General features: G+C 70.5%; 17 protein-coding genes. 6 read left to right on the forward strand and 11 right to left on the reverse strand.

The features are described from left to right. Position 1: 1 nt before the first annotated feature. From gyrA to D7W79_RS05905, 3 genes are all read right to left on the reverse strand, one after another. Positions 2-2,818 (reverse strand): DNA gyrase subunit A, encoded by a 2,817-nt coding sequence (gyrA, locus tag D7W79_RS05895; protein WP_120524343.1) that lies wholly within the window; start codon positions 2,816-2,818, stop codon positions 2-4. A 239-nt stretch (positions 2,819-3,057) separates the two neighbouring features. Beyond that, positions 3,058-3,795, reverse strand: a complete 738-nt coding sequence (locus D7W79_RS05900) for a tetratricopeptide repeat protein (protein ID WP_120524344.1) — start codon at positions 3,793-3,795, stop codon at positions 3,058-3,060. Positions 3,796-3,886: 91 nt separating this feature from the next. After that, positions 3,887-4,732 (reverse strand): class I SAM-dependent methyltransferase, encoded by an 846-nt coding sequence (locus D7W79_RS05905; protein WP_120524345.1) that lies wholly within the window; start codon positions 4,730-4,732, stop codon positions 3,887-3,889. A 273-nt stretch (positions 4,733-5,005) separates the two neighbouring features. Here D7W79_RS05905 and D7W79_RS05910 point away from each other — a divergent pair, with 273 nt between their 5' ends. After that, a complete protein-coding gene (locus D7W79_RS05910) occupies positions 5,006-6,343 on the forward strand; it encodes a M24 family metallopeptidase (protein ID WP_120524346.1) in 1,338 nt (445 codons plus the stop codon). Positions 6,344-6,489: 146 nt separating this feature from the next. After that, entirely contained in the window at positions 6,490-6,849 is a 360-nt protein-coding gene (locus tag D7W79_RS05915; RefSeq protein WP_120524347.1) for a response regulator, read from the forward strand. Positions 6,850-6,871: 22 nt separating this feature from the next. On the opposite strand, the gene D7W79_RS05920 is transcribed toward D7W79_RS05915, so the two are convergent. Next, entirely contained in the window at positions 6,872-8,074 is a 1,203-nt protein-coding gene (locus tag D7W79_RS05920; RefSeq protein WP_244221615.1) for a tetratricopeptide repeat protein, read from the reverse strand. A 319-nt stretch (positions 8,075-8,393) separates the two neighbouring features. Here D7W79_RS05920 and D7W79_RS05925 point away from each other — a divergent pair, with 319 nt between their 5' ends. Then, positions 8,394-9,140 (forward strand): endonuclease/exonuclease/phosphatase family protein, encoded by a 747-nt coding sequence (locus tag D7W79_RS05925; RefSeq protein ID WP_120524349.1) that lies wholly within the window; start codon positions 8,394-8,396, stop codon positions 9,138-9,140. Here the strand turns inward: D7W79_RS05925 and D7W79_RS05930 are convergent. From D7W79_RS05930 to D7W79_RS05960, 7 genes are all read right to left on the reverse strand, one after another. After that, positions 9,116-9,919, reverse strand: a complete 804-nt coding sequence (locus D7W79_RS05930) for an acyl-CoA thioesterase (protein ID WP_120524363.1) — start codon at positions 9,917-9,919, stop codon at positions 9,116-9,118. The two genes, D7W79_RS05925 and D7W79_RS05930, sit on opposite strands and share 25 nt — an antisense overlap. Positions 9,920-9,985: 66 nt before the next feature. Next, a complete protein-coding gene (locus D7W79_RS05935; RefSeq protein WP_120524350.1) occupies positions 9,986-11,227 on the reverse strand; it encodes a hypothetical protein in 1,242 nt (413 codons plus the stop codon). A 13-nt stretch (positions 11,228-11,240) separates the two neighbouring features. Continuing rightward, complete coding sequence (locus D7W79_RS05940; protein ID WP_120524351.1) at positions 11,241-12,845, reverse strand: TIM44-like domain-containing protein; 1,605 nt, start codon at positions 12,843-12,845, stop codon at positions 11,241-11,243. Next, positions 12,842-13,471: a TPM domain-containing protein gene (locus tag D7W79_RS05945; protein WP_120524352.1), complete on the reverse strand. Its 630-nt coding sequence runs from the start codon at positions 13,469-13,471 to the stop codon at positions 12,842-12,844. Before D7W79_RS05945 ends, D7W79_RS05940 begins: the two co-directional genes overlap by 4 nt. A gap of 40 nt (positions 13,472-13,511) precedes the next feature. Then, positions 13,512-14,192: a uracil-DNA glycosylase gene (locus D7W79_RS05950; protein ID WP_120524353.1), complete on the reverse strand. Its 681-nt coding sequence runs from the start codon at positions 14,190-14,192 to the stop codon at positions 13,512-13,514. A gap of 106 nt (positions 14,193-14,298) precedes the next feature. Beyond that, positions 14,299-14,877 carry a hypothetical protein gene (locus D7W79_RS05955; RefSeq protein WP_120524354.1) on the reverse strand — a complete coding sequence of 193 codons (579 nt, stop codon included), beginning with the start codon at positions 14,875-14,877 and terminating at the stop codon, positions 14,299-14,301. Next, positions 14,874-15,626 carry a hypothetical protein gene (locus D7W79_RS05960; protein ID WP_120524355.1) on the reverse strand — a complete coding sequence of 251 codons (753 nt, stop codon included), beginning with the start codon at positions 15,624-15,626 and terminating at the stop codon, positions 14,874-14,876. The genes D7W79_RS05955 and D7W79_RS05960 overlap by 4 nt, the downstream gene beginning before the upstream one ends. Before the next feature lie 142 nt (positions 15,627-15,768). Between D7W79_RS05960 and D7W79_RS05965 the strand changes: the two genes are divergently transcribed. The 3 genes from D7W79_RS05965 to D7W79_RS05975 all read left to right on the forward strand — a co-directional run. Then, entirely contained in the window at positions 15,769-17,496 is a 1,728-nt protein-coding gene (locus D7W79_RS05965) for a TadA family conjugal transfer-associated ATPase (protein ID WP_120524356.1), read from the forward strand. Positions 17,497-17,674: 178 nt separating this feature from the next. Further along, on the forward strand, positions 17,675-18,646 hold the full coding sequence (locus tag D7W79_RS05970) for a hypothetical protein (RefSeq protein WP_147441812.1): 972 nt from the start codon (positions 17,675-17,677) through the stop codon (positions 18,644-18,646). Between the two features lie 14 nt (positions 18,647-18,660). Continuing rightward, positions 18,661-19,455: DUF1565 domain-containing protein (locus D7W79_RS05975; RefSeq protein ID WP_120524358.1), on the forward strand; the 795-nt coding region annotated here is incomplete at its 3' end.

A 19,455-nucleotide genomic window follows, 5' to 3' on the forward strand; every position in this document is an offset into this window, starting at 1 on the left:
CTCAGCCTTCCGAGCCGGGCTCGCCTTCAGGACTGGCGGCGTCCTCGGAGCCGGACTCGTCCGTCGAAGCCTCCGGAGCCTCCGACGCGGAAGCCTCCGCGCCCTCGGCGCTGGCCCCCTCCACCGGCGACGTGACCTCGTCCGTCTCCTCCTCGGACTCCTCGCCCTCGGGGAGCTTGGAGATGGCCATCACCTTCTCCTCGCCGTTCTCCAGCGCGATGAGGCGCACGCCCTGCGTGTTGCGGCCGATGACGGAGATCTCCTTCACCTTCATGCGGATGAGCATGCCGCCGTTGGTGACGAGCATCACCTCGTCGCTGTCCTTCACCTGCACCACACCCACCACGCGGCCGTTCCGCTCGGTGGTCTTGATGTCGATGATGCCCTTGCCGCCACGGCCCTGCTGCCGGTACTCGGCGCCCTGCGTGCGCTTGCCGTAGCCGTTCTCCGTCACGGTGAGGATGGCGCTGCCCTGCTCCGCGGGCGCCTGGCCCTCCTCCGGTTCCTTGTCCAGGAGGTCCGCGCCCACCACCTCGTCGCCGTCCTCCAGCGTGATGCCCTTCACGCCGTAGGCCTGACGGCCCATGGAGCGCACGTCCTCTTCCTTGAAGCGGATGCTCATGCCCGTGGCCGTGGACAGGAGGATGTCCTTGGTGCCGTCGGTGATCATGACGCCCACCAGCTCGTCGCCCTCGTCGATGCCCAGCGCGATGATGCCGCTGGCGCGGACGCTTTCGAACGCGCTCAGGTCCGTGCGCTTCACCACGCCCTTCTTCGTGACGAAGAAGACGTAGCGGTTCTCCGGGAAGTCGCGCGTCACCAGCACCTGCGCCAGCCGCTCCCCTTCCCCGAACTGCACCAGGTTCACGATGGCCTTGCCGCGCGACGTGCGGCTGCCCTGCGGAATCTGGTGCACCTTCAGCGAGTACAGCTTGCCCTTCGTGGTGATGGGCATGAGGTACGCGTGCGTGCTGGCCACGAATACCTTGGTGACGAAGTCGTCCTCCTTCGTCCCCGCGCCCGTCTTGCCGCGCCCGCCGCGCTTCTGCGCGCGGTACTCCGACAGCGGCGAGCGCTTCACGTAGCCCGTGTGCGACAGCGTGACCACCATCGTCTCTTCGGCGATGAGGTCCTCGCTGGTGAGGTCATCCACCGCGCCCGTGATTTCCGTGCGGCGCTTGTCGCCGTAGCGCTCGCGGATCTCCATCAGCTCCGCCTTGATGACGGAGAGCAGGCTCTTCTCGTTGGCCAGGATGTCGCGCAGGCGCGCGATGTCGCGCACCAGCCCGATGAGTTCCTTGAAGAGTTCCTCGCGCTGCAGGCCGGTGAGGCGCTGCAGGCGCATCTCCAGGATGTTCTGCGCCTGGTCCTCGCTGAAGCCCGCGCCCTCGTACTTGTGCTCCAGGCCGCCGTAGGCCGGCTCCTCGTTGCGCGCGCGGCTGACCAGCAGCTCCATCTGCGCCTTGGCCTTCGCGTAGTCGATGCGGTCCAGGTTCTGGAAGCGCTCGCGCGTGTACAGCTCCGGCGACAGGATGTTCATCAGGCCCCAGCGCGCTTCATCCGGGTCGCGCGACGCGCGGATGAGGCTGACCACCAGGTCGATGAGGTCCTGCGCGACGAGCAGGCCTTCCACGATGTGCATGCGCGCCAGCGCCTTGCGCAGCTCGTAGCGCGTGCGGCGCGTCACCACGTCGCGGCGGTGGGCGACGAAGCGGTCCAGCAGCTCCTTCAGGTTGAGCGTGCGCGGCTGCCCGCCGTCGATGGCCAGCATCACCGCGCCGAACGTCGTCTCCATCTGCGTCATGGAGAAGAGGTTGTTGAGCACCACCTGGGAGATGGCATCGCGCTTGAGCTCGATGACGATGCGCATGCCCTGACGGTCGCTCTCGTCACGGATGTCGCTGATGCCCTCCAGCTTCTTCTCACGCACCAGCTCGGCGATCTTCTCGATGAGCCGGGCCTTGTTCACCTGGTAGGGGATCTCCGTGACGATGATGGCCTCACGGTCGCCCTTCTTGTTCGTCTCGATCTCCGTGCGCGCACGGATGGTCATGGACCCGCGGCCCGTCTCGTAGGCGCGGCGGATGCCCTCGCGGCCGGTGATGATGGCGGCGGTGGGGAAGTCCGGTCCCTCGATGAACTCCATCAGGTCCAGGACGGTGCAGTCCGGGTTGTCGATGAGGTGCAGCGTCCCGGACACGACCTCCGTCATGTTGTGCGGCGGGATGTTGGTGGTCATGCCCACCGCGATGCCGCTGCTGCCGTTGACGAGGAGGTTGGGGAACTTGGCCGGCAGGACGAGCGGCTCTTCCAGCGAGTCGTCGTAGTTGGGGCCGAACTCGACAGTCTCCTTGTCGATGTCCGACAGGAGGTCCTCCGCCAGCCGCTCCATGCGCACTTCCGTGTAGCGCATGGCCGCCGGCGAGTCGCCGTCCACCGAGCCGAAGTTGCCCTGGCCGTCCACCAGCAGGTAGCGGAGGCTCCACTCCTGGGCCAGGCGCACCATGGCGTCGTACACGGACGAGTCGCCGTGCGGGTGGTACTTACCGATGACGTCACCCACCACGCGCGCGCTCTTCTTGTAGGCGCGGTTGTGGAGGTTGCCCAGGTCGTTCATCGCGAAGAGGACGCGACGGTGCACGGGCTTCAGGCCGTCGCGCACGTCTGGCAGCGCGCGGCCGATGATGACGGACATCGAGTAGTCGAGATACGAGCGGCGCATCTCGTCTTCGATGTTGATGGGAATGAGCTCTCCAGCGCCGCTCGACGGAGGAGGCGCGGGGGGCGTTGCCGGCGTGTCGGTGGTGTCGTCAGCCATGGGCTCTGGAAGGTGCGGACGGGCCCCTCACGTGGGGGGCTCCGCCCGATGGGAGAGTGTTCGTAACCCCTGGATTTCCCTCAGTCAATAAGGGAAACAGGGGGGATTCGCCACGGCTGCCCGCCCGCCCGGTTCCAGGGGTCGGAGAGGGCCTTTCCGGGGCACCCGGATGGAACATCCGGGCGGTGCGTTTTCAGCCCCACCGGAGGCCCTTTTCGGGGCCTCTTCCGGGCCCGTTTTCAGGCCTTCGGACGGAGGTTCGCGGCCAGCCGTTCGGCCTCCGCGCCCACGCCGCCTTCGGGGTCCTTCGCCTTCGCGGTCTCGAACGCGGCGAGCGCCCCTTCGCGGTCCCCGCGGAGCTTCAGCGCCACGCCCACGTTGAGGTGCGCGGAGGCGTTGTCGCGGTCCATGGCCAGCGCCTCGCGGAACAACGTGAGTGCCTGGTCCACGTCACCCGACAGGAGCGCCTCGCGGCCCGCCAGGACGCGCTTGTCCGCGTCGTTGACCAGCTCTACCTCGAACACGCTCTTGCCCACGACGTTGGCCACGAGCACGCGCAGGATGCCGCCCCAGTAGAAGGACAGGCCTTCCGCGGCGACGACGGCGGCCAGGGGCAGGTCGGGCAGCAGCTGCTTGCCGCGGAACTTGAAGCGGACCTTGGTGTAGCGGCCCTTGTTGGTCCAGTGGACCAGCTCCCCGCGGAGCTTCTTGAAGCCGGCCTCCAGCTGGGCCGGGTCGATTTCGAAGGGCAGCACGCGGCCCTGCGGCTCGCCCGCGGGCAGGCTTTTGGGCGCGGCCTCCTCGAAGACGGGCTCGGCCTCCAGCACGGGGGGCTTCGGGGAGGACGAGGCGCGGCGGGGGTCCACCTTCTCCACCTTCGCCTTCACGGGCCGGGCCGGGGCCTTCGCGGGAGCGGCCGGGCGCGCGGGCTGCTTCTTCACCTTGGCCGGGGACTTGCGGGGTGCCGTCTTTGCCATGGGGCCACTCTAAGCGACCCACTCCCCCGCCGCTCGTGAAGTCGTGCGAAGACGAAGTCGTGAAGACGAAGTCGTTTCGGAGACGGCCGCGCTAGACGGGGCCCGGCCGGTGGCCCCAGGCGCCCACCATGAGGCTGGGCACCAGCACGCCGCCGTTGGCGCGAAGCTCGGCGGTGAGGCGGGCGCCCAGCGTGTCGATGTCCACCTCCATGGCCAGCGCCACGCCCAGCCGCTCCATGTGGGGCAGCAGCGCGCGCACCGTCTCCACCAGGGCCTGCGTGGGCTCCGCGTCCGCTGTCACGCCCAGCCGTCCGCCAATCACGCCGTCGTCCACCACCAACCCCGCCCGGCGCAGCGTGGACACCAGCTCCAGGCCCATGTGGACCTTGATGCCCAGCCGCTCGCAGGTGGGCAGCATCCAGCCCCAGATGCGGGAGAACAGCGGCAGCTTCGGGTGCGCCAGGCCCATGGCCGCCAGCTCCAGCTCCTGCAGCGCCATCACGCCCCCGGGGCGCAGGTGCTCCGCCATGCGGCGCACGAACGAGATGGGGTCCGGCTGGAACATCAGCACCAGCCGGCAGACGATGGCGTCGAAGGGTCCTTCGACGGGCAGGCACTCCAGGCTGCTCTGCCGGAAGCGCACGTGGGCCAGGCCCTGCGCCTCGGCGCGGCGCTGGGCCCAGGTGAGGAAGCGGGCCTCGCGGTCCACGCCCACCACCTCGCCCGTGGGGCCCACCAGCTCCGCGGCGAGGAAGGACACGTCCCCCACGCCGCAGCCCACGTCCAGCACCCGCATGCCGGGCTTGAGTCCGGCCCCGCGCAGCACGCCTTCCGTCAGCGGCGCGTACACCTGCGCATGGAGCATCAGCCGGTGCAGTTCCCGGTCCTCGTGGCCCAGGGCAGGGTTCACGGTGGATACCGATTCCTCGATGCGCATGTGCGACTCCGGGGTTGGAGACAGCGCGCACGCTCGCAAGCCCCTGCGTCCTTCGCGCCCTCCCGGAGGTCCCGGGACAATGACAGACAGCCATCCACGCCCGCGACCGGGAGGCAGGGCCGCGTCCAGCGCCGGACAGGCCTACGTCCCGGCCGCAGCGCTTGATTCCGGGACTTCCCGGTGAAGCGCCTGCGCGGTGCACGGCATGTGGGTTGTCGCGCCGCGCGGCCATGAAACAATCCGCGCGCTCTCCCACCCGAAGGAAGCCTTTTCATGACGACGCGCGTCCGGCCCGTGCTCCTCTCCGCCCTGCTGTTTGCCTCCCTCGCCCACGCGGCGCCCGCCGTGCCCGCCGCGGAAGGCGCGTGGCCCCGCGTGCGCAAGGAGCGGCTCCAGAAGCTGCTGCCCCAGGCCATGGCTCGCGCGGGCGTGGACGCGTGGGTGGTGCTGTGCCGCGAGAACGACAACGACCCGCTCGCCGGCCACGTCGGCGGGGAGAACGCGGGGGGCACCGCCGCGTTCCTGTTCCTGCGCGACGGCGACACGCTGCGCTCCACCGCCCTGTCCCCCGAGGGTGAGGCCACCGCGCTGAGGGACATGGGCGTGGTGGACGAAGTGGTAGCCTTCGAGCGCGGCGCGGACGTGAACGCGCTCATCGCCGCGCGGCTGTCCAAGGCGAAGCTGGCGAAGGTGGCCATCAACTCGTCGGAGCGGATGTCCATCGCGGACGGGCTGTCCGCCACGCAGCGCGCGAAGCTGGAGGCGGCGCTGTCCCCCGCGCTGCGCAAGAAGCTGGTGTCGTCCGAGGACCTGGTCTCCGAGTGGCTGTCCGTGAAGACGCCGGAGGAGGTGGACATCATGCGCAAGGCCGCGGACATCACCGCGAAGCTGGAGGAGGAGGCGTACCGCACGGTGGTGCCGGGCAAGACGCGGGACTCGGACGTGGCGCGCTTCCTCAAGAAGCGCATCGCGGAACTGGGCGTGGGTGACGGGTGGCAGCCGGACCAGAACCCCAACGTGAACAGCGGCCCCACGCGCGGGCACTCGAACGCCACCGACCGCGTCATCCAGCCGGGGGACTTCATCCAGACGGACTTCGGCATCCGCGTGGGCGGCACCTGGGTGACGGACATCCAGCGCTTCGCCTACGTGCTGGCCCCGGGTGAGAAGCAGCCTCCCGCGGAGGCGCTGGCGAAGTGGGAGAAGTCGAAGAAGGGCAGCCGCATCGCGCTCGCGGCGATGAAGCCCGGCGTGCGTGGCTACGACGTGGACAAGGCCCAGCGCGACTGGATGCGCGAAGCGGGCTCCGAGCCCGTGATGTGGGGCACCGGCCATCCCGTGGGCTACTGGGCCCATGACGCCGGACCGGCCCTGTCCGGCGCGGCGTCCGGCAAGCCGCCCGCGGGCTCCGCGCTGCGCAAGCTCCAGCCCGGGCAGGTGTTCGCCTTCGACGGCTTCTTCGCGTGGAAGGACGGCAGCAGCCCGGACGCGCTGCGCATCCTCTCCGTGGAGGAGATGGCCGTCGTCACCGACACCGGCGCCGAGTACCTCAACCCACCCCAGGAGCAGCTCATCCTCATCCCGTCTCCTGTCACAGCCACGAAACAGTGAGGCCCTTGGGGCCGGACCGCGCCCACACCCTACGACGTGGGTGGTCCCGACCCCCGGGACTCGGCCGGTGGGGTGTGGCGCGCGGACGCGCGGGCTCGGATACACTCGGGGCATCGCCGCGCCGATCCGGCGCTGGAGGACCGCCCATGCCAACCGTGCTGGTCATCGACGATGACCTCTTCGTGCTCGCGACCGTGGGAGACACCCTGCGGGGCGCGGGCTACACGGTGCTCACGGTGCAGTCCCCCGCCGAGGCCTTCCACCTGGACCTCTCCGGCGTCGCCGCCATCCTGTGCGACTACAACATGCCGGAGATGAACGGCTCCGACGTGCTCGTCGCCATGCGCGAGCTGCAGGAGTGCCGGGCGCCGTTCATCTTCCTCACCGGCCACTCGGACCTGGATGACCTGCTGCCCGTGGCCATCCGCTACGGCGCGGAGCTGCTGCCCAAGCCGGTGGATGCGTCCGAGCTGACGCGACTGTTGCGCAAGCAGATCGCCGCCTGAGCGGACCTCATCGCGCGGGCATTCAGCCCAGCTCTGAGAGCAGGGCCTCCGCGCGCTCGCGCCACTCGGGCTCCAGCGAGGGCCCGCGCAGGAGCCCTCTCAGCCGCTCCTTCGCGGCGTCCCGTTCGCCCAGCCGGGCCTCCACCCGGGCCAGGGACAGCACGGGCTCCGGACGGTGGGGCGCGCGGCGGTGGGCCTCCGCCAGGGGCTCACGCGCGGGGGCCGCGGCCTCCGGAGGGCCGGCCTCTCCCTGACGCAGCAGCAGCATCCCCAGGCGCCATGCGGGCATCCAGTCATCCGGGGACAGCCACACGGCCTCGCGCCACGCGGCGAGCGCGCGCTCCACGTCGGGCGGTTCCATGGACTCGAAGACGAGCGCCTCCACGGAGCGGCTGAGGCCGGTGGAGAGGCCTCGCGCCTCCAGCTGGTGGCACAGCTCCAGGGCCTCCAGGAAACGCCGCTCCGTCACGCGCAGGCGGGCCAGGTGCCCCAGCGCCGCCACGCCTTCGGGCTCCACGCGCACGCGCGCCTCCGCCGCGGACACGGCGCCGCGCACGTTGCCTCGCGCGAGCCTCACGTCCGACAGCGCCTTGAGCAGGCCCACGTCGTCCGGCACCGCCTTCTGGCCCTGGCGCAGCAGGTCCTCCGCCGCCTCCAGCTCTCCGCCTGCCTCCAGCGCACGCGCGAACACGAGGTAGCTGGGCGCGTGCCATGGATCCAGGTGCAGCGACCGCTCCAGGTGCGCGAAGGCCTCCTCCAGCCGGTCGAGCAGGAAGAGGGCGCGCGCGAGCTGGAAGTGGTGCAGCGCCACGCGAGGCTCGCGTGCCACCGCCTGGGACAGGGCCGGGTAGGCCGCGGTCGCGTCCCCCTGCTCCATCCACACGTAGCCCAGGCCGAAGAAGGCCTCGGTGGGGGGCTCGGGCTCCACCGTGAGGGCCCGGTACAGCGCCTGCGCCTGGGGCCATTCACCGCGCCGCGTGTGCAGCGCCGCGCTCACCAGCCGGGCCTCGGGCTGGGAAGCAGCGCCGGCCCGGGTGACGCCCAGCAGCAGGGACTCCGCGAGCGCCTCTTCCCCGTCCACCAGGGCCAGCCGCGCCAGCGTGAGCATCGCGCGCCAGTCGGAGGCACCGCGCTCCTGTGCCAGCAGGGCCTCGCGACGGGCTCCTTCCAGGTCACCCGCCTTGAACAGCGTTTCATGGCGCGGAACAGGATTCAGGACGGACACTCCCCACGGAAGATGCGCACCCCACCGGGCAATGCATGGGAGGCCCATTCAGGTCGTGCGACGCCGCCCCCGGCACCTCCATGGCCTTCAGGGTAGCAGACAGGCGGACCGTCCTCCTCCGGCCCGGCGTTCTTCCAGACCTGTCGGACAGTCGGATAGGTTCGCGTGGCTCGCCGCTGCCGGGGAGCCCCCGGGATGCTCCCTGTCGCATCCCAGGGGACAGGCTTCATGTCCGAGGGCCTGGACCTGCCTCGTGCAAGGCAGCGCACCGTGATGACGGACTTGCCCGGGCGCGGGACTCCGTGGTCCCACTGGGCGCGTGCGACTCAAGGTCCTCACCCTGAACGTGGCCCACGGTGCGCCGTTCGCCGTGCCCATGCCCTTCCTGCGCCGGCGGTCGGCGCTGCTGGGCACGCTGGACCGGGTGGCGGCGCTGCTCTCGCGCGAGGCCGCGGACGTGGTGGCGTTGCAGGAGGCGGACCGGTCCAGCCTCTTCAGCGGGCGGGTGGATCAGGTGGCGCGCATCGCGGAGCAGGCGGGCTATCCGCACGTGCACCACGGCGTGCACTCCGGAGTCCCCGGGCTGTTCGCGCAGGGCACCGCGCTCCTGTGCCGGCATCCGCTGGAGTCGCGCGACACGGCGCACTTCGGCCGCGACCGGCGGATGGACAAGGGCTACGTCGTCGCCACGCTCGCCGGGGAGCGCGGGCCGGAGGTCGTGTCGCTGCACCTGGATCCGTTCTCCGCGGCGGTGCGGCAGCGGCAGGTGGACCGGCTCATCCACGCCCTGCGCCAGCGGCCGGAGCGGCCTCGCGTGGTGATGGGTGACTTCAACGCGGAGGACGTGGACGGTCCCGTGGTCCACCTGTGCGCGGCGCTGGGGCTGCACACGCCCGCGGACGGAGAGCCCACGTATCCCGTTCCGAACGCACGTCAGCGCTTGGATCAGGTGCTGATCTCCCGCGCCCTGCGCTTCACGCGCTACGAGCGCCTGCCCGACACCGTCTCCGACCACCACGCCGTGGTGGCCGAGCTGACGCTTCAGCCGAGCACGGCGACGAGCTGACGGCACTGCGCGAGCAGCGTGCCGTCCTCCGCCCAGAGGAGCTGGGTCTCCTCCGTGTAGCCATCCGCCGCGTGGCGCGAGCGGCCGGTGCGCAGGTAGTGCGCGTCCGGCGCGATGCCCGCCACCGGGAACGTCTGGAAGAACTGCACGCTGAAGTCCACCGACGCCGCCGCGCGGAAGCCCTCCATCCGCGACAGCACGGACGGCGGATACGCGTCCATCAACCCCACGCACAGCGCCGGATCCAGCACCGTGGGAACGCGAGGCCGCAGCCAGCCGCCCACCTCCGCCTCGGGCCCGCCGGAGTACGGCGGCGAGCCCACGCAGTACCGGTACTCGAAGAAGCGGCAGAAGTCCGGCATGGGTGCGTCGTCGGGGACAGGCGTGAGCGTCCCCGGCGCGGGCACCTCCGGCATGACGAAGTCCATGTACCCGGGCGCCCCACCGCGAGCGGCGCCAAAGGTCGCCGTGGCGACAGCCACCACCGCGCCGCCGCTCTCCACCCGCGCGGTGGCGTGGGTGACGAACTTGCCGGCGCGCTCGATGCGCGTGTGCAGGTCCGCCACGCCCTCCGCCGCGGGCGAGCAGAAGTGCACGGTGAACGAGCGGACCGCCCGCTGGGCGTCGTCCAGGTGGTGCTCCAGCGCGCGCAGCACCTGCCCCGCCACCACGCCGCCGTACGCGCCCCGGCCCTGATACCAGGCCGCCTCGTAGCGCGAGCGGTAGTGCCCGGGTTCCAGCGGTTCAACGACGGTGGCGGCGAGAAAGGGCGCGGTCATGATGCACCGCATCCTAGACCTCCCGGCGTGGATGTCCCCGGGAGATCCGCGCCCGTTCGGCTGGCACTACCAGACGAGTTCACGCAGCGTGGTGCCCTGGCCGACGGGCACCCACTGGAGGACGCGCTTGCTCAACCGGGGATGGGGGCATTCCGGTTCAGCGATGAAGAGGAGGCTGAAGGTCTCCCCGTCAGGACGGCTCTGGGTGGTGGAGAGGAGCGTCTCCGGTCCCTTGCCATCACTGTCGGAGAAAGCGACCGTGAGGTCTGTCCGCTCCGACGGCGGTTCCAGGAAGCTTGGGAGGGTTGCCGCGGGCGTCAGGGGCCTGGTCAGAATCCAGTTCAGGGGAAGGTCCACCTCCAGCCGGTCAGGAGCGGGCCACCGGACGGGAGGCAGCGGCGTGTCCTCGCGGCCGGGCGGCTGGAACCAGGCGGTCACGGGCTTGCCGTCGGCGGTGCGAGCCACGCCCAACCGCACCGGGCGCGAGGAACCCGCCTTCCATTCGCGCCACCACAGCTCCAGGTGATCCGCCACGAGGATGGCCTTCACACGGGCGTCGGCGGCCGGCACCGGATGGTCGTCCCGGAGCGTCGCGATGAGCGTCACCGCGTCGCCCTTGCGCAGCCACTGCACCTTCAGGTTCGCATCCGCGAAGCCGTCCCAGTCCTTCTGGCCCCAGCTCGGCCAGACCGGCGCGGGGGGCGCGGGAACCTTCGTGCCGGAGGCGAGCATCGCTGCGGACCGCACGGGGGGCGACTCCTGAGCTGAATCGATGTCGCCGCCGTCCGTGGGCGTGGCGTTGAGCGATTCGAAGGAGATGAACTCCGCATCCTGCAGCACCAGGTCCACGGTCCGGAGGTGGTGCTGATCCTGGGTTCTGCTGCGCGTCAGCAGCGGCCCCTTCCTGTCGAAGCGGAGGGAGGCCTCCGCCCGGAAGCCCGTCGGTGCGCTCATGCCAACCTGGAGGGTCTTCAGTTGCTCCTCCGCGGTCGCGAGAGGAGCCGTGGGGCACTCGACGAACCCGGGGCCCAACCCCTGGCCGCGCAAGGCAAAGCGCTCACCGGTGGCGAGCCCCACCAGGATGACCGGCGCGGTGGTGACCCATTCCCTGGGTGTCTCGAAGACGTAACAGACGACGTCGTCTTCCCTGCCGTCCCCGTCGAGGTCGAGCTGGAAGCGCTCGCGGACGACGACCTTCTCCGCCTTCACACGCGCATCGAACCAGCCCCCGAAGGACTGGGGATCCGATGCGGCCGGAGTGGCCGTGACGAGGAAGCCGAGCAGCGAAAGCCGATGACTCGCGTGCATGGAGGAACTCGGCTCAGCCCTGGTACGACTCGTCCTGTTCGATGCGGCTGAGCACCCAGTCGAACTCGCCGGACGTCACGCGCGCCTGGCAGTGCGTGCAGTGGCCGGCCATGTTGATGGACAGCGGAGCGCCGCACGACGGGCACTGCTTCTGCGTGGAGGGCTTGCCGTGCACGCCCCGGCCGCGGATGAGCGTCCAGTACTCGCTGTAGGCGCGCTCGCGGGAACGGCTGCCGCCCACGACCTGCCCGTCCTGGTCCCGCACCGTGTAGTCCAGGCTGGCGGCGTACACGCGCAGGGTGACGGCGTCGAAGTACGCATCCCGCGTCACGCGCGCGAGCACCAGGTTGGTGATGTGCGCGTTCTCCGTGATGTTGCGCAGGCCCGCCTCGCGGTAGGCGTTGATCCAGTAGAGCTGCGTCTGGAAGAGGTTGTCGCTGAGGAAGGGCCGCATGCCCTGCCACTCGCGCTTCGCCCACGCCGTCTGCATCTCGTGGAAGATGAACTCCAGGCGCTTGCGCAGGGCCAGCGGCGTCGCCTCCGGGTCGTCGTGCAGCAGCGCGTTCAACCGCTCCTGCGCGCGCGAGTCCTTCACGGTGCGCAGCTCCGTGCCCTGCTCCTCCGTGGTGCCGGTGAGCTGGGGGCCGCGCCGCTCGCGCTCCCGCGACGTCACGCGCGTCACCACCCAGTCGAACTCGCCGGTGTTCACCACCGTGTCGCAGTACGAGCACTTGTGGCCGTGCACGGACTCCAGCGGCGCGCCGCAGTTCGGGCACTTGAAGGCGCGCACGTCCTCGGGGGACCGGGACTTCGCGGACGCGGCGCGCTCCAGCAACCACTCCTCCGCGACGTACCAGCTCTGCTCGGAGCCGGAGGAGGCCTCCGTGTAGTTGGCCTCGAAGCGCAGGACGACGCGGACGCGCCGGCTGTTCGGATTCACGCCGTTCACTTCCTCGTACGTCACGGCGCCCACCACCACGGCCTTCACCGCGTCCGGCGTGCCCAGCCGCCGGAGCGAGCCGATGGCCTCGTCGGACAGCCAGCCGCCCAGCGTGTCCAGGCGGTCGCCGCCGCGCGCCTCGTGCACCCGGGCGAAGAGCGAATAGACGAAGTCCTCGAAGAGGACGATGGAGAACTCCGGGTCCAGCGGCTGCATCGACCCGTCCGACCCCTTGGGCCCGATACGGGCCAGGCTCGCGAGCTTCGTGCGCAGCGAGCCCTGGCGCTGGGGCGGAGGCGGCGCGTGGGGTGCGAGCGTGCTCCAGTCCTGCTGGCCCGCGCCCGACTTCATGTTCATGACGACGATGGCCACCACGCCCACGAAGACGATGAGCATGCAGAAGCCGCCGAACGCTCCTCCTCCGTCCCCGCTCGAGGACGACGAACCGCTGGAGCCGTAGGAGCGGCTGCCGGAGCTGTAGGAAGACCGGCTGCCGGAGCCGAAGGAGGAGGACGACGAGCTGCGGCTGCTGGAGCTGCGGCTGCTCGACGAACTCCGGCTGGAGCCGCGGTAGGTGCTGCCACCGCCGGGGCGCGCCTCCGCGTCGGGGAGCGAGGCCAGGCCCAGCCCGACGAACAGCGCGACGGCGAGGAGGAGGACGGAGGGAGAGCGCCTCACGCCACGGCTCCGGGCAGGTCCGGCAGCTCGTTCACGTCATCCTCCAGACGGGGCAGCGCGCGCGCCAGCGGTGCCTGGAGGCGGCGCAGGGCCTGGAAGAAGGGCTCGGGCGCGGTGGACGCGGCCAGCGCGGCGGACAGCTGCGTGAGCGCGTCCTGCCACTCCGCGCCCATGAGCGAGGGGTCCACGCCGTAGTCGGTGACGACCTCCACGCGGCGCTCCAGCACGGAGACGAACACCAGGATGCCGGTGCGGCGCGACGTGTGTGACACGCCCAGCTCCGTGAAGGCGGCGCGCGCGGCGGTGCGCACGGAGGCCTCCTGGACCTTGCGCGAGGTGAGCGCGCGGCGCAGCGACGGCAGGAGGCGGCCCAGCAGCATGCCGCCGAAGTAGGACAGCAGCACCACGGGCGGGAAGACGAGGAGGTGGATCTCCTGCGGGATGAACAGGAGGACCATCAAGACGACGTAGGCGGCGAACGCGCCCAGCCAGGCATCGGTGTGGGCGTAGCTGCCGGAGGCGCGGCGCACGGCCACGACGACCTCGGCGGCCGTCTGGGACTCAATGGCCGCGACGGCTTCGGCGGCCTGGGTGCGTGCGGCGTCTTCGAGGAGGGTCGTGGCCATCGTGGGCGGGCACTATAGCCAACCCACCGGCGGCCCGTTCCTAGGAGGGCAGTGTCCAGTCGATGGTGGGCTGGCCGTGCTTCTTCAGCGCCGCGTTGGTGGTGCTGTAGGGCTTGCTCCCGAAGAACCCCTTGCTGGCGGACAGCGGCGAGGGGTGCACGCCTTCCAGGATGACGTGGCGGTCCCCGTCGATGAGGGCCTTCTTCTTCTGCGCGGGCTTGCCCCAGAGCAGGAAGACGACGGCGTCCTCCTTGGCGCTGACGGCGCGGATGACGGCGTCGGTGAAGGGTTCCCACCCGTGCTTCGCGTGGCTGTTGGGGGAGGCCTGGCGCACGGTGAGCACGGTGTTGAGCAGGAACACGCCCCGCTTCGCCCAGGGGATGAGCGACCCGTCGCGAGGCTTCGGTGCGCCCACGTCGCTCTGGAGCTCCTTGAACATGTTCACGAGCGAGGGCGGAGGCGGCACGCCGGGCTTCACGGAGAAGGCGAGGCCGTGGGCCTGTCCCGGGCCGTGGTAGGGGTCCTGGCCCAGGAGCAGCACGCGCACGTCCGCGTAGGGCGTGAAGCGGAACGCGGAGAACAGGTCCTCCTCCGACGGGAACACGGTGTGTTCCTTGCGTTCCTGCTTCAGGAACTTCTCCAGCTCCTTGAACGACGGCGCGTGGATGGCGTCATGCAGCACCTCTTTCCAGTCCTCGGGCAACCCGTCCGCCAGGCTCATTCATGTCCCTCCGTGGGGCCGCACCCTAGACCAGGGCGCGTGTCCACAGGCGCAAGCGTTTGCATCCCGGTGCCGGACGGCGAACTTTGTGGCGGAGGCGGGCCGCTCAGGGTGCAGGGATGGGTGCTGGACTCCCTGCGTCCATCCACTGGGATGGAAACGAGGGAAGCGGCTCACCCCAGGACGTATCCCCCACCGGAATGGACGGATCCGAGAGCCCGGCGGATACACCCGCGTCGGGGCTGCCGGGGACAGCAGGGCCACCCGGCTCGCCGTCGTAGAGCCGCCGCAGGATGCGCCCGTCCGACAGCCGAACCGCGTAGGTGGCCCCTCCGTCCAGAAGCAGCCCACCGGACTCACAGGCCCGCGGGTCCAGGTCCATGCGCACGAAGGCGACGTCCCCTTCACGGAGGACCCAGAAGCGATGGGCCTCCCTCCGGCTCCAGCAGGATTGTCCCTCCCGCGCCCGGGAAAGGAAGTCGTCGGCCGCAACGACCATGGCTTGCAGCAGGCTCCCCTCCAACAAGTACGTCTGTCCCGGTGCTCCGACGGGCAGCGCCTCTCGGGAGAACATCTCCGGGAAGAGGATGGAGCGGTCTTCCGACGCCAGCACGTCGGGCGGGTTCGCCTCGCGCCGCATGCACCCGGCGCACAGGAGCGTGCCCATGAGCAGCAGCCGCCTCATGGCCCTGCTCCCCTCAGGCAGGGGCCCTGGAGTTTCTGGATGGTGAAGTCCAATGCCTCCGCATCGTGCCACGTGACGCGCCCCGTCTGCTCGCACTGCCACCCCGACGATGCGGTGCGTGTCCACTTCAGCAACTGCCCCGTGAGGGGAATGTACTGGTGGAAGCCGTCGCACGACGCCGGCTCCGTCACATTGGAGAAGAACGCGACGATGGAGAGCCGCACGCGTCCGTTCTTCGTTTCGGTTTCGAAGCCGTGCGCTCGGCCCTCGGAAACGATGAAGCGCAGGTCGTTCGAGGACAGCGCGCTTCCATAGGGATGGTTGTGAAGGGCGTAGATGTAGCGGATTGCGTCCGCGGGATACCGCGCGTCGGCGACCCTGGAGGGCAGCAGGCAACTCTTGCTGCGCTGAGAGGGATCAATCCTCGATTGGTCGGTGAGTCGGCTGACGGCGTACTGATGCTCTGGCGTGTAATACAGCCATGCGCAGTACTCGCTGGAGACACGCCAGTGGGTGTCGAAGCTGGGATGATCCGGACGGCCCGCGCTGGCGTGAGGCTTCGATAGGAGCTTCCCGCACGCGGCCAGGAGCGCATCGGAGGCGGACTCGTAAGGGCCCAGCAGGGGGCCCTGCAGCTCCTCCAGGAAGGGAGCCCCGGGCTCGGGCCGCACAAGGTCCGGGTCGAGGGTGGCGGAAGACGCGCAGCCCCCGAGCCAGAGCACCAGGCAGCATCCCAAGGGACCGCGCATGGGCTGGAGTCTCCTTCCCTGAAAATGGAAGGCGGATGGCCTCCTGGGCGGCATCGTGCCGGAACGCCGCACCGGAAAGCGAGCAGGCAGTCAGGGCGGGAGCTTGGGGCTCGGGCCGGGGCGCGCTAGCCTTGCGCCCGCCATGACGATGTACACCGAGTCGCTCCGCGCCTTCCTCAAGCCCGTCCTCGCCTACCTGGACGACGAGTCGGTGTCGGAAATCATGATCAACGGCCCCACCGACGTGTGGATCGAACGCAAGGGCCGGCTGATCAAGACGGATGCCTCCTTCTCCGACGAAGGCCTGCTGGGCGCCGCGCGCAACATGGCCCAGTTCGTGGGCCGTCCCCTGTCCGAGGAGCGCCCCCGCCTGGACGCGCGCCTGCCCGACGGCAGCCGCATCCACGTGGTGATTCCGCCCATCGCGCGCAACGGCACCACCATCTCCATCCGCAAGTTCTTCAAGGACAAGCTGACCATCGACTCGCTGTTGAAGTTCAAGTCGCTGACCAAGCCCATGGCGCGCCTCATCGAGGCCGGCATCGCCACCAAGCTCAACATGCTGGTGGCCGGCGGCACGGGCTCCGGCAAGACGACGCTGCTCAACATCGTCTCGTCCCTCATCCCGGACGAGGAGCGCATCCTCACCATCGAGGACTCCGCCGAGCTCCAGCTCAACCAGTCCCACATCGTGGCCTTCGAATCCCGCCCCGCCGACAAGTTCGGCAAGGGCGCCGTGGACATGGGAGACCTGCTGCACTCCGCGCTGCGCCTGCGCCCGGACCGCATCGTGGTGGGCGAGGTGCGCGGCGGCGAGGCCTTCCACCTCATGCAGGCCATGAACACCGGCCACGGCGGCTCGCTGGCCACCACGCACGCGAACACGCCCACGGACACGCTGCGCCGCATCGAGTCCCTGTGCCTCATGTCGTCCGTGGAGCTGCCCATGGTCGCCGTGCGCGCCCAGGTGGCCAGCGCCATCAACTTCGTCATCTGCTGCGAGCGCCTCCACGACGGCAGCCGCAAGACGATTGCCCTGTCGGAGGTGCTGCCCCTCACGGAGAAGGGCGAGTACCGCACCCAGGACATCTTCGTCTTCACGCCCGTCGCCAAGGACGAGCACGGCAACATCCTGGGCTACCACGCGCCCACCGGCATCATCCCCAACTTCATCCAGAAGGCCCGCGCGTACGGCTTCGATGACCTGGACGACGCCTTCTTCGACCCGGCCACCTACGGCGTGCCGCCCCCGCCCAGCTTCCACGTGGGCGAAGCGTACACCCTGCGCTGGGCCCCCTCGCTGAAGCACCGCGAGCAGGGACTGCCGGATCCGGCGCACTTCAAGGAGGACTGGGCCCGCTTCGAAGAGGTGCTCCGCAACGCGGCGCCGGACGGCCCCGTGTCCGGCCCCAAGCAGGCGGCGCCTCCGTCCAAGCCCGCCGCCGCGCCGCCGCCGCCCATGAAGGCCGCGCCGGCGCTGCGCCCCTCGCTGCCGCCCCGCCCGCCGCCCTCGCAGGACGACGACAAGACGCCGCCGCCCACGCGCAACCCGTTCGCGGAGCAGGAGGACACCCGCGCCTCTCCGCCCTCCGAACCGCTGGTGCAGGTGTCCGAGGACCTGCTCGCGGAGGCGCCGCCCGCGCGCAACACGCCGCCGCCGCGCCGTCCGCCGCCCGCGCCCGCGCGCCCCGGCGCTCCGCCGCCCAACACCCTGCGCGCGGGTGCGACGCCCACGCGCCGTCCGCCGGGTCCTCCGCCAGCGCCCTCCGACGACCTGGACGAGGACGAGGACGACGACCGGCCGAAGACGGAGCTGAACACGTCGGAGAAGACGCAGATCCGTCCCGCGCCGGAGCGTCCGCGCCGGTAGCCGCGCCGTGACCTGGGGACCCTCCGGGTTCCCCGTGCACCGGTGACGTGATGCATCCACGCGGGGCGCCGTGCGCCGGACACCGGCGTCGCCCCCGGGTGGGTGGGGCCCTGTCCCACCACGCGGGTCCGCGAATCCTGACCTTGCGAGGAGGACGGGTCGGGGTGAAAGTGCTCCCGTGTTGATCCCCTTCCTCGCCGCGCTCACCCTGGTGGTCGCCCAGGCGCCCGCGCTTCCATCCTCCGCGAAACCCGTCACCGTGTTGCTGGCGCCGACGGACGTGACGCGGGGAACGCCGCGCTACCTCATCGGAACCGCCCAGGAGCACGTGGCCGAGCAGCTCAAGGCCCGCGGCCTGGAGGTGATCCGCGTGGAGGACGTGACGCGCACGCTGCCGAAGAAGAAGCGCACGGCGATGATGCGCTGCAACCGCACGCAGCCGTCCTGCATCGCGTCGCTGGGCATCGCGGCGAAGACGGACGTGGTGATGGTGACGGAGATTGGCCCGTACCTGAACGCGTACAAGGCGGGCGTGCGCGTGTACACGGCGCACGACGGCGCGCCGCTCGTCGAGGAGTCCGTCCCTGGTGTGAGCGAGGACCAGGTGCTGGACGCGCTCAACAAGTCGCTGGACGTGGTGGTGCCGCGCACGCTGCGGGTGCTGCGTCCGGAGCCGGTGGCACCGCCGCCGGTGACGCCGCCCGTGGCGCAGCAGACGCCCAACGTGACGCCGGGAGAGAAGCAGCCGGTGCCGGGGCCGGACCTGACGCCGGGCGTGCAGCCGCCCACCGACCTGGGCCTGAGTGGCACGCCGACGGGGGAGACCCCGGGACGGCGCAAGTGGGCGTGGGTGCCGGCGGCGGGCGGCGTGGTGCTCGCGGGTGTGGGGACGGTGTTCTACGTGCAGTCGCGCGGGAAGCTCAGCGACCTGAACAACAACGAGTACCCCAACCTGAGTGATGCGGAGAAGGTCCGCGACTCCGGCAAGCGTTCGCAGACGCTTGGCGTGGTGGGCATCGGAGTGGGCGCGGCGGCCATCGCGGCGGGCGCGCTGATGTACTTCCTGCCGGTGAAGCAGACGAATGTTCAGCCGTCCGTGACGCTCACGCCGCAGGGCGGTGGTTTGAGCTTCGCCGGGACGTGGCAGTGAGCACGGGGAGAGCCATGCGGAACCTCTGGAAGGTCGGCGCGCTGAGCGCGGTGTTCGGTGCGGTGCTCGGCATGGGTGGCTGCAGTGACTTCCAGGCCGCCTATGAAGGCTGCCAGGACGCGGGCCGCTGTGGACCGCAGGCGAACGAAGACGGTGGCAGCGACGGCGGGGAGGACGCGGGCGATGGAGGCGACGGTGGAGACACCACGCCTCCCCCCTGCGGTGATGGCGGCGTGGACTACCCGGACCTGACCGGCTTCGACAACGACTGCGACGGCATCGACGGTGTCGCGGACGCGGGCTACTTCGTGGATCCGGTGCGCGGCAGGGACGACGCCTACGACGGGACCCGCAAGAAGCCGTTCCAGACCCTGGCACGCGCCCTCCGGGAGATCCGCGACGGTGGCACGGGGCGCAACATCGTGTACCTGGGCACCGGCACGTACAACGAGCCCGCGTCCGTGGTGGACATGCCTGTTTCGCTCTACGGCGGGTACACGTGGCGCGGCGAAGGCAACGACTACTGGGACCGGTTCAAGGACGGCGGCGGCAGCACGTTCTTCGACGGCGGCGCGCTCGCGTTCACGGTGCGCGACGTGACGGATGCAGGCGTCCTGCTGGACTCGCTACAGATCGCCTCGGCGAACATTGGAAACGATGGCGGAGCCTCGGTGGTGCTCAAGGTCGTGAACAGTGTGGACACCACACTGCACGCTACGCGCCTCGTGGCTGGCACCGGTGGCACCGGTGCCGCGGGCTCCGCGGGAGGGGTGGGGGCGAGCGGTGGCACTGGCGTCACGGGCCAGGAT

This window comes from Corallococcus exercitus (assembly GCF_003611585.1).
GTDB lineage: Bacteria > Myxococcota > Myxococcia > Myxococcales > Myxococcaceae > Corallococcus > Corallococcus exercitus.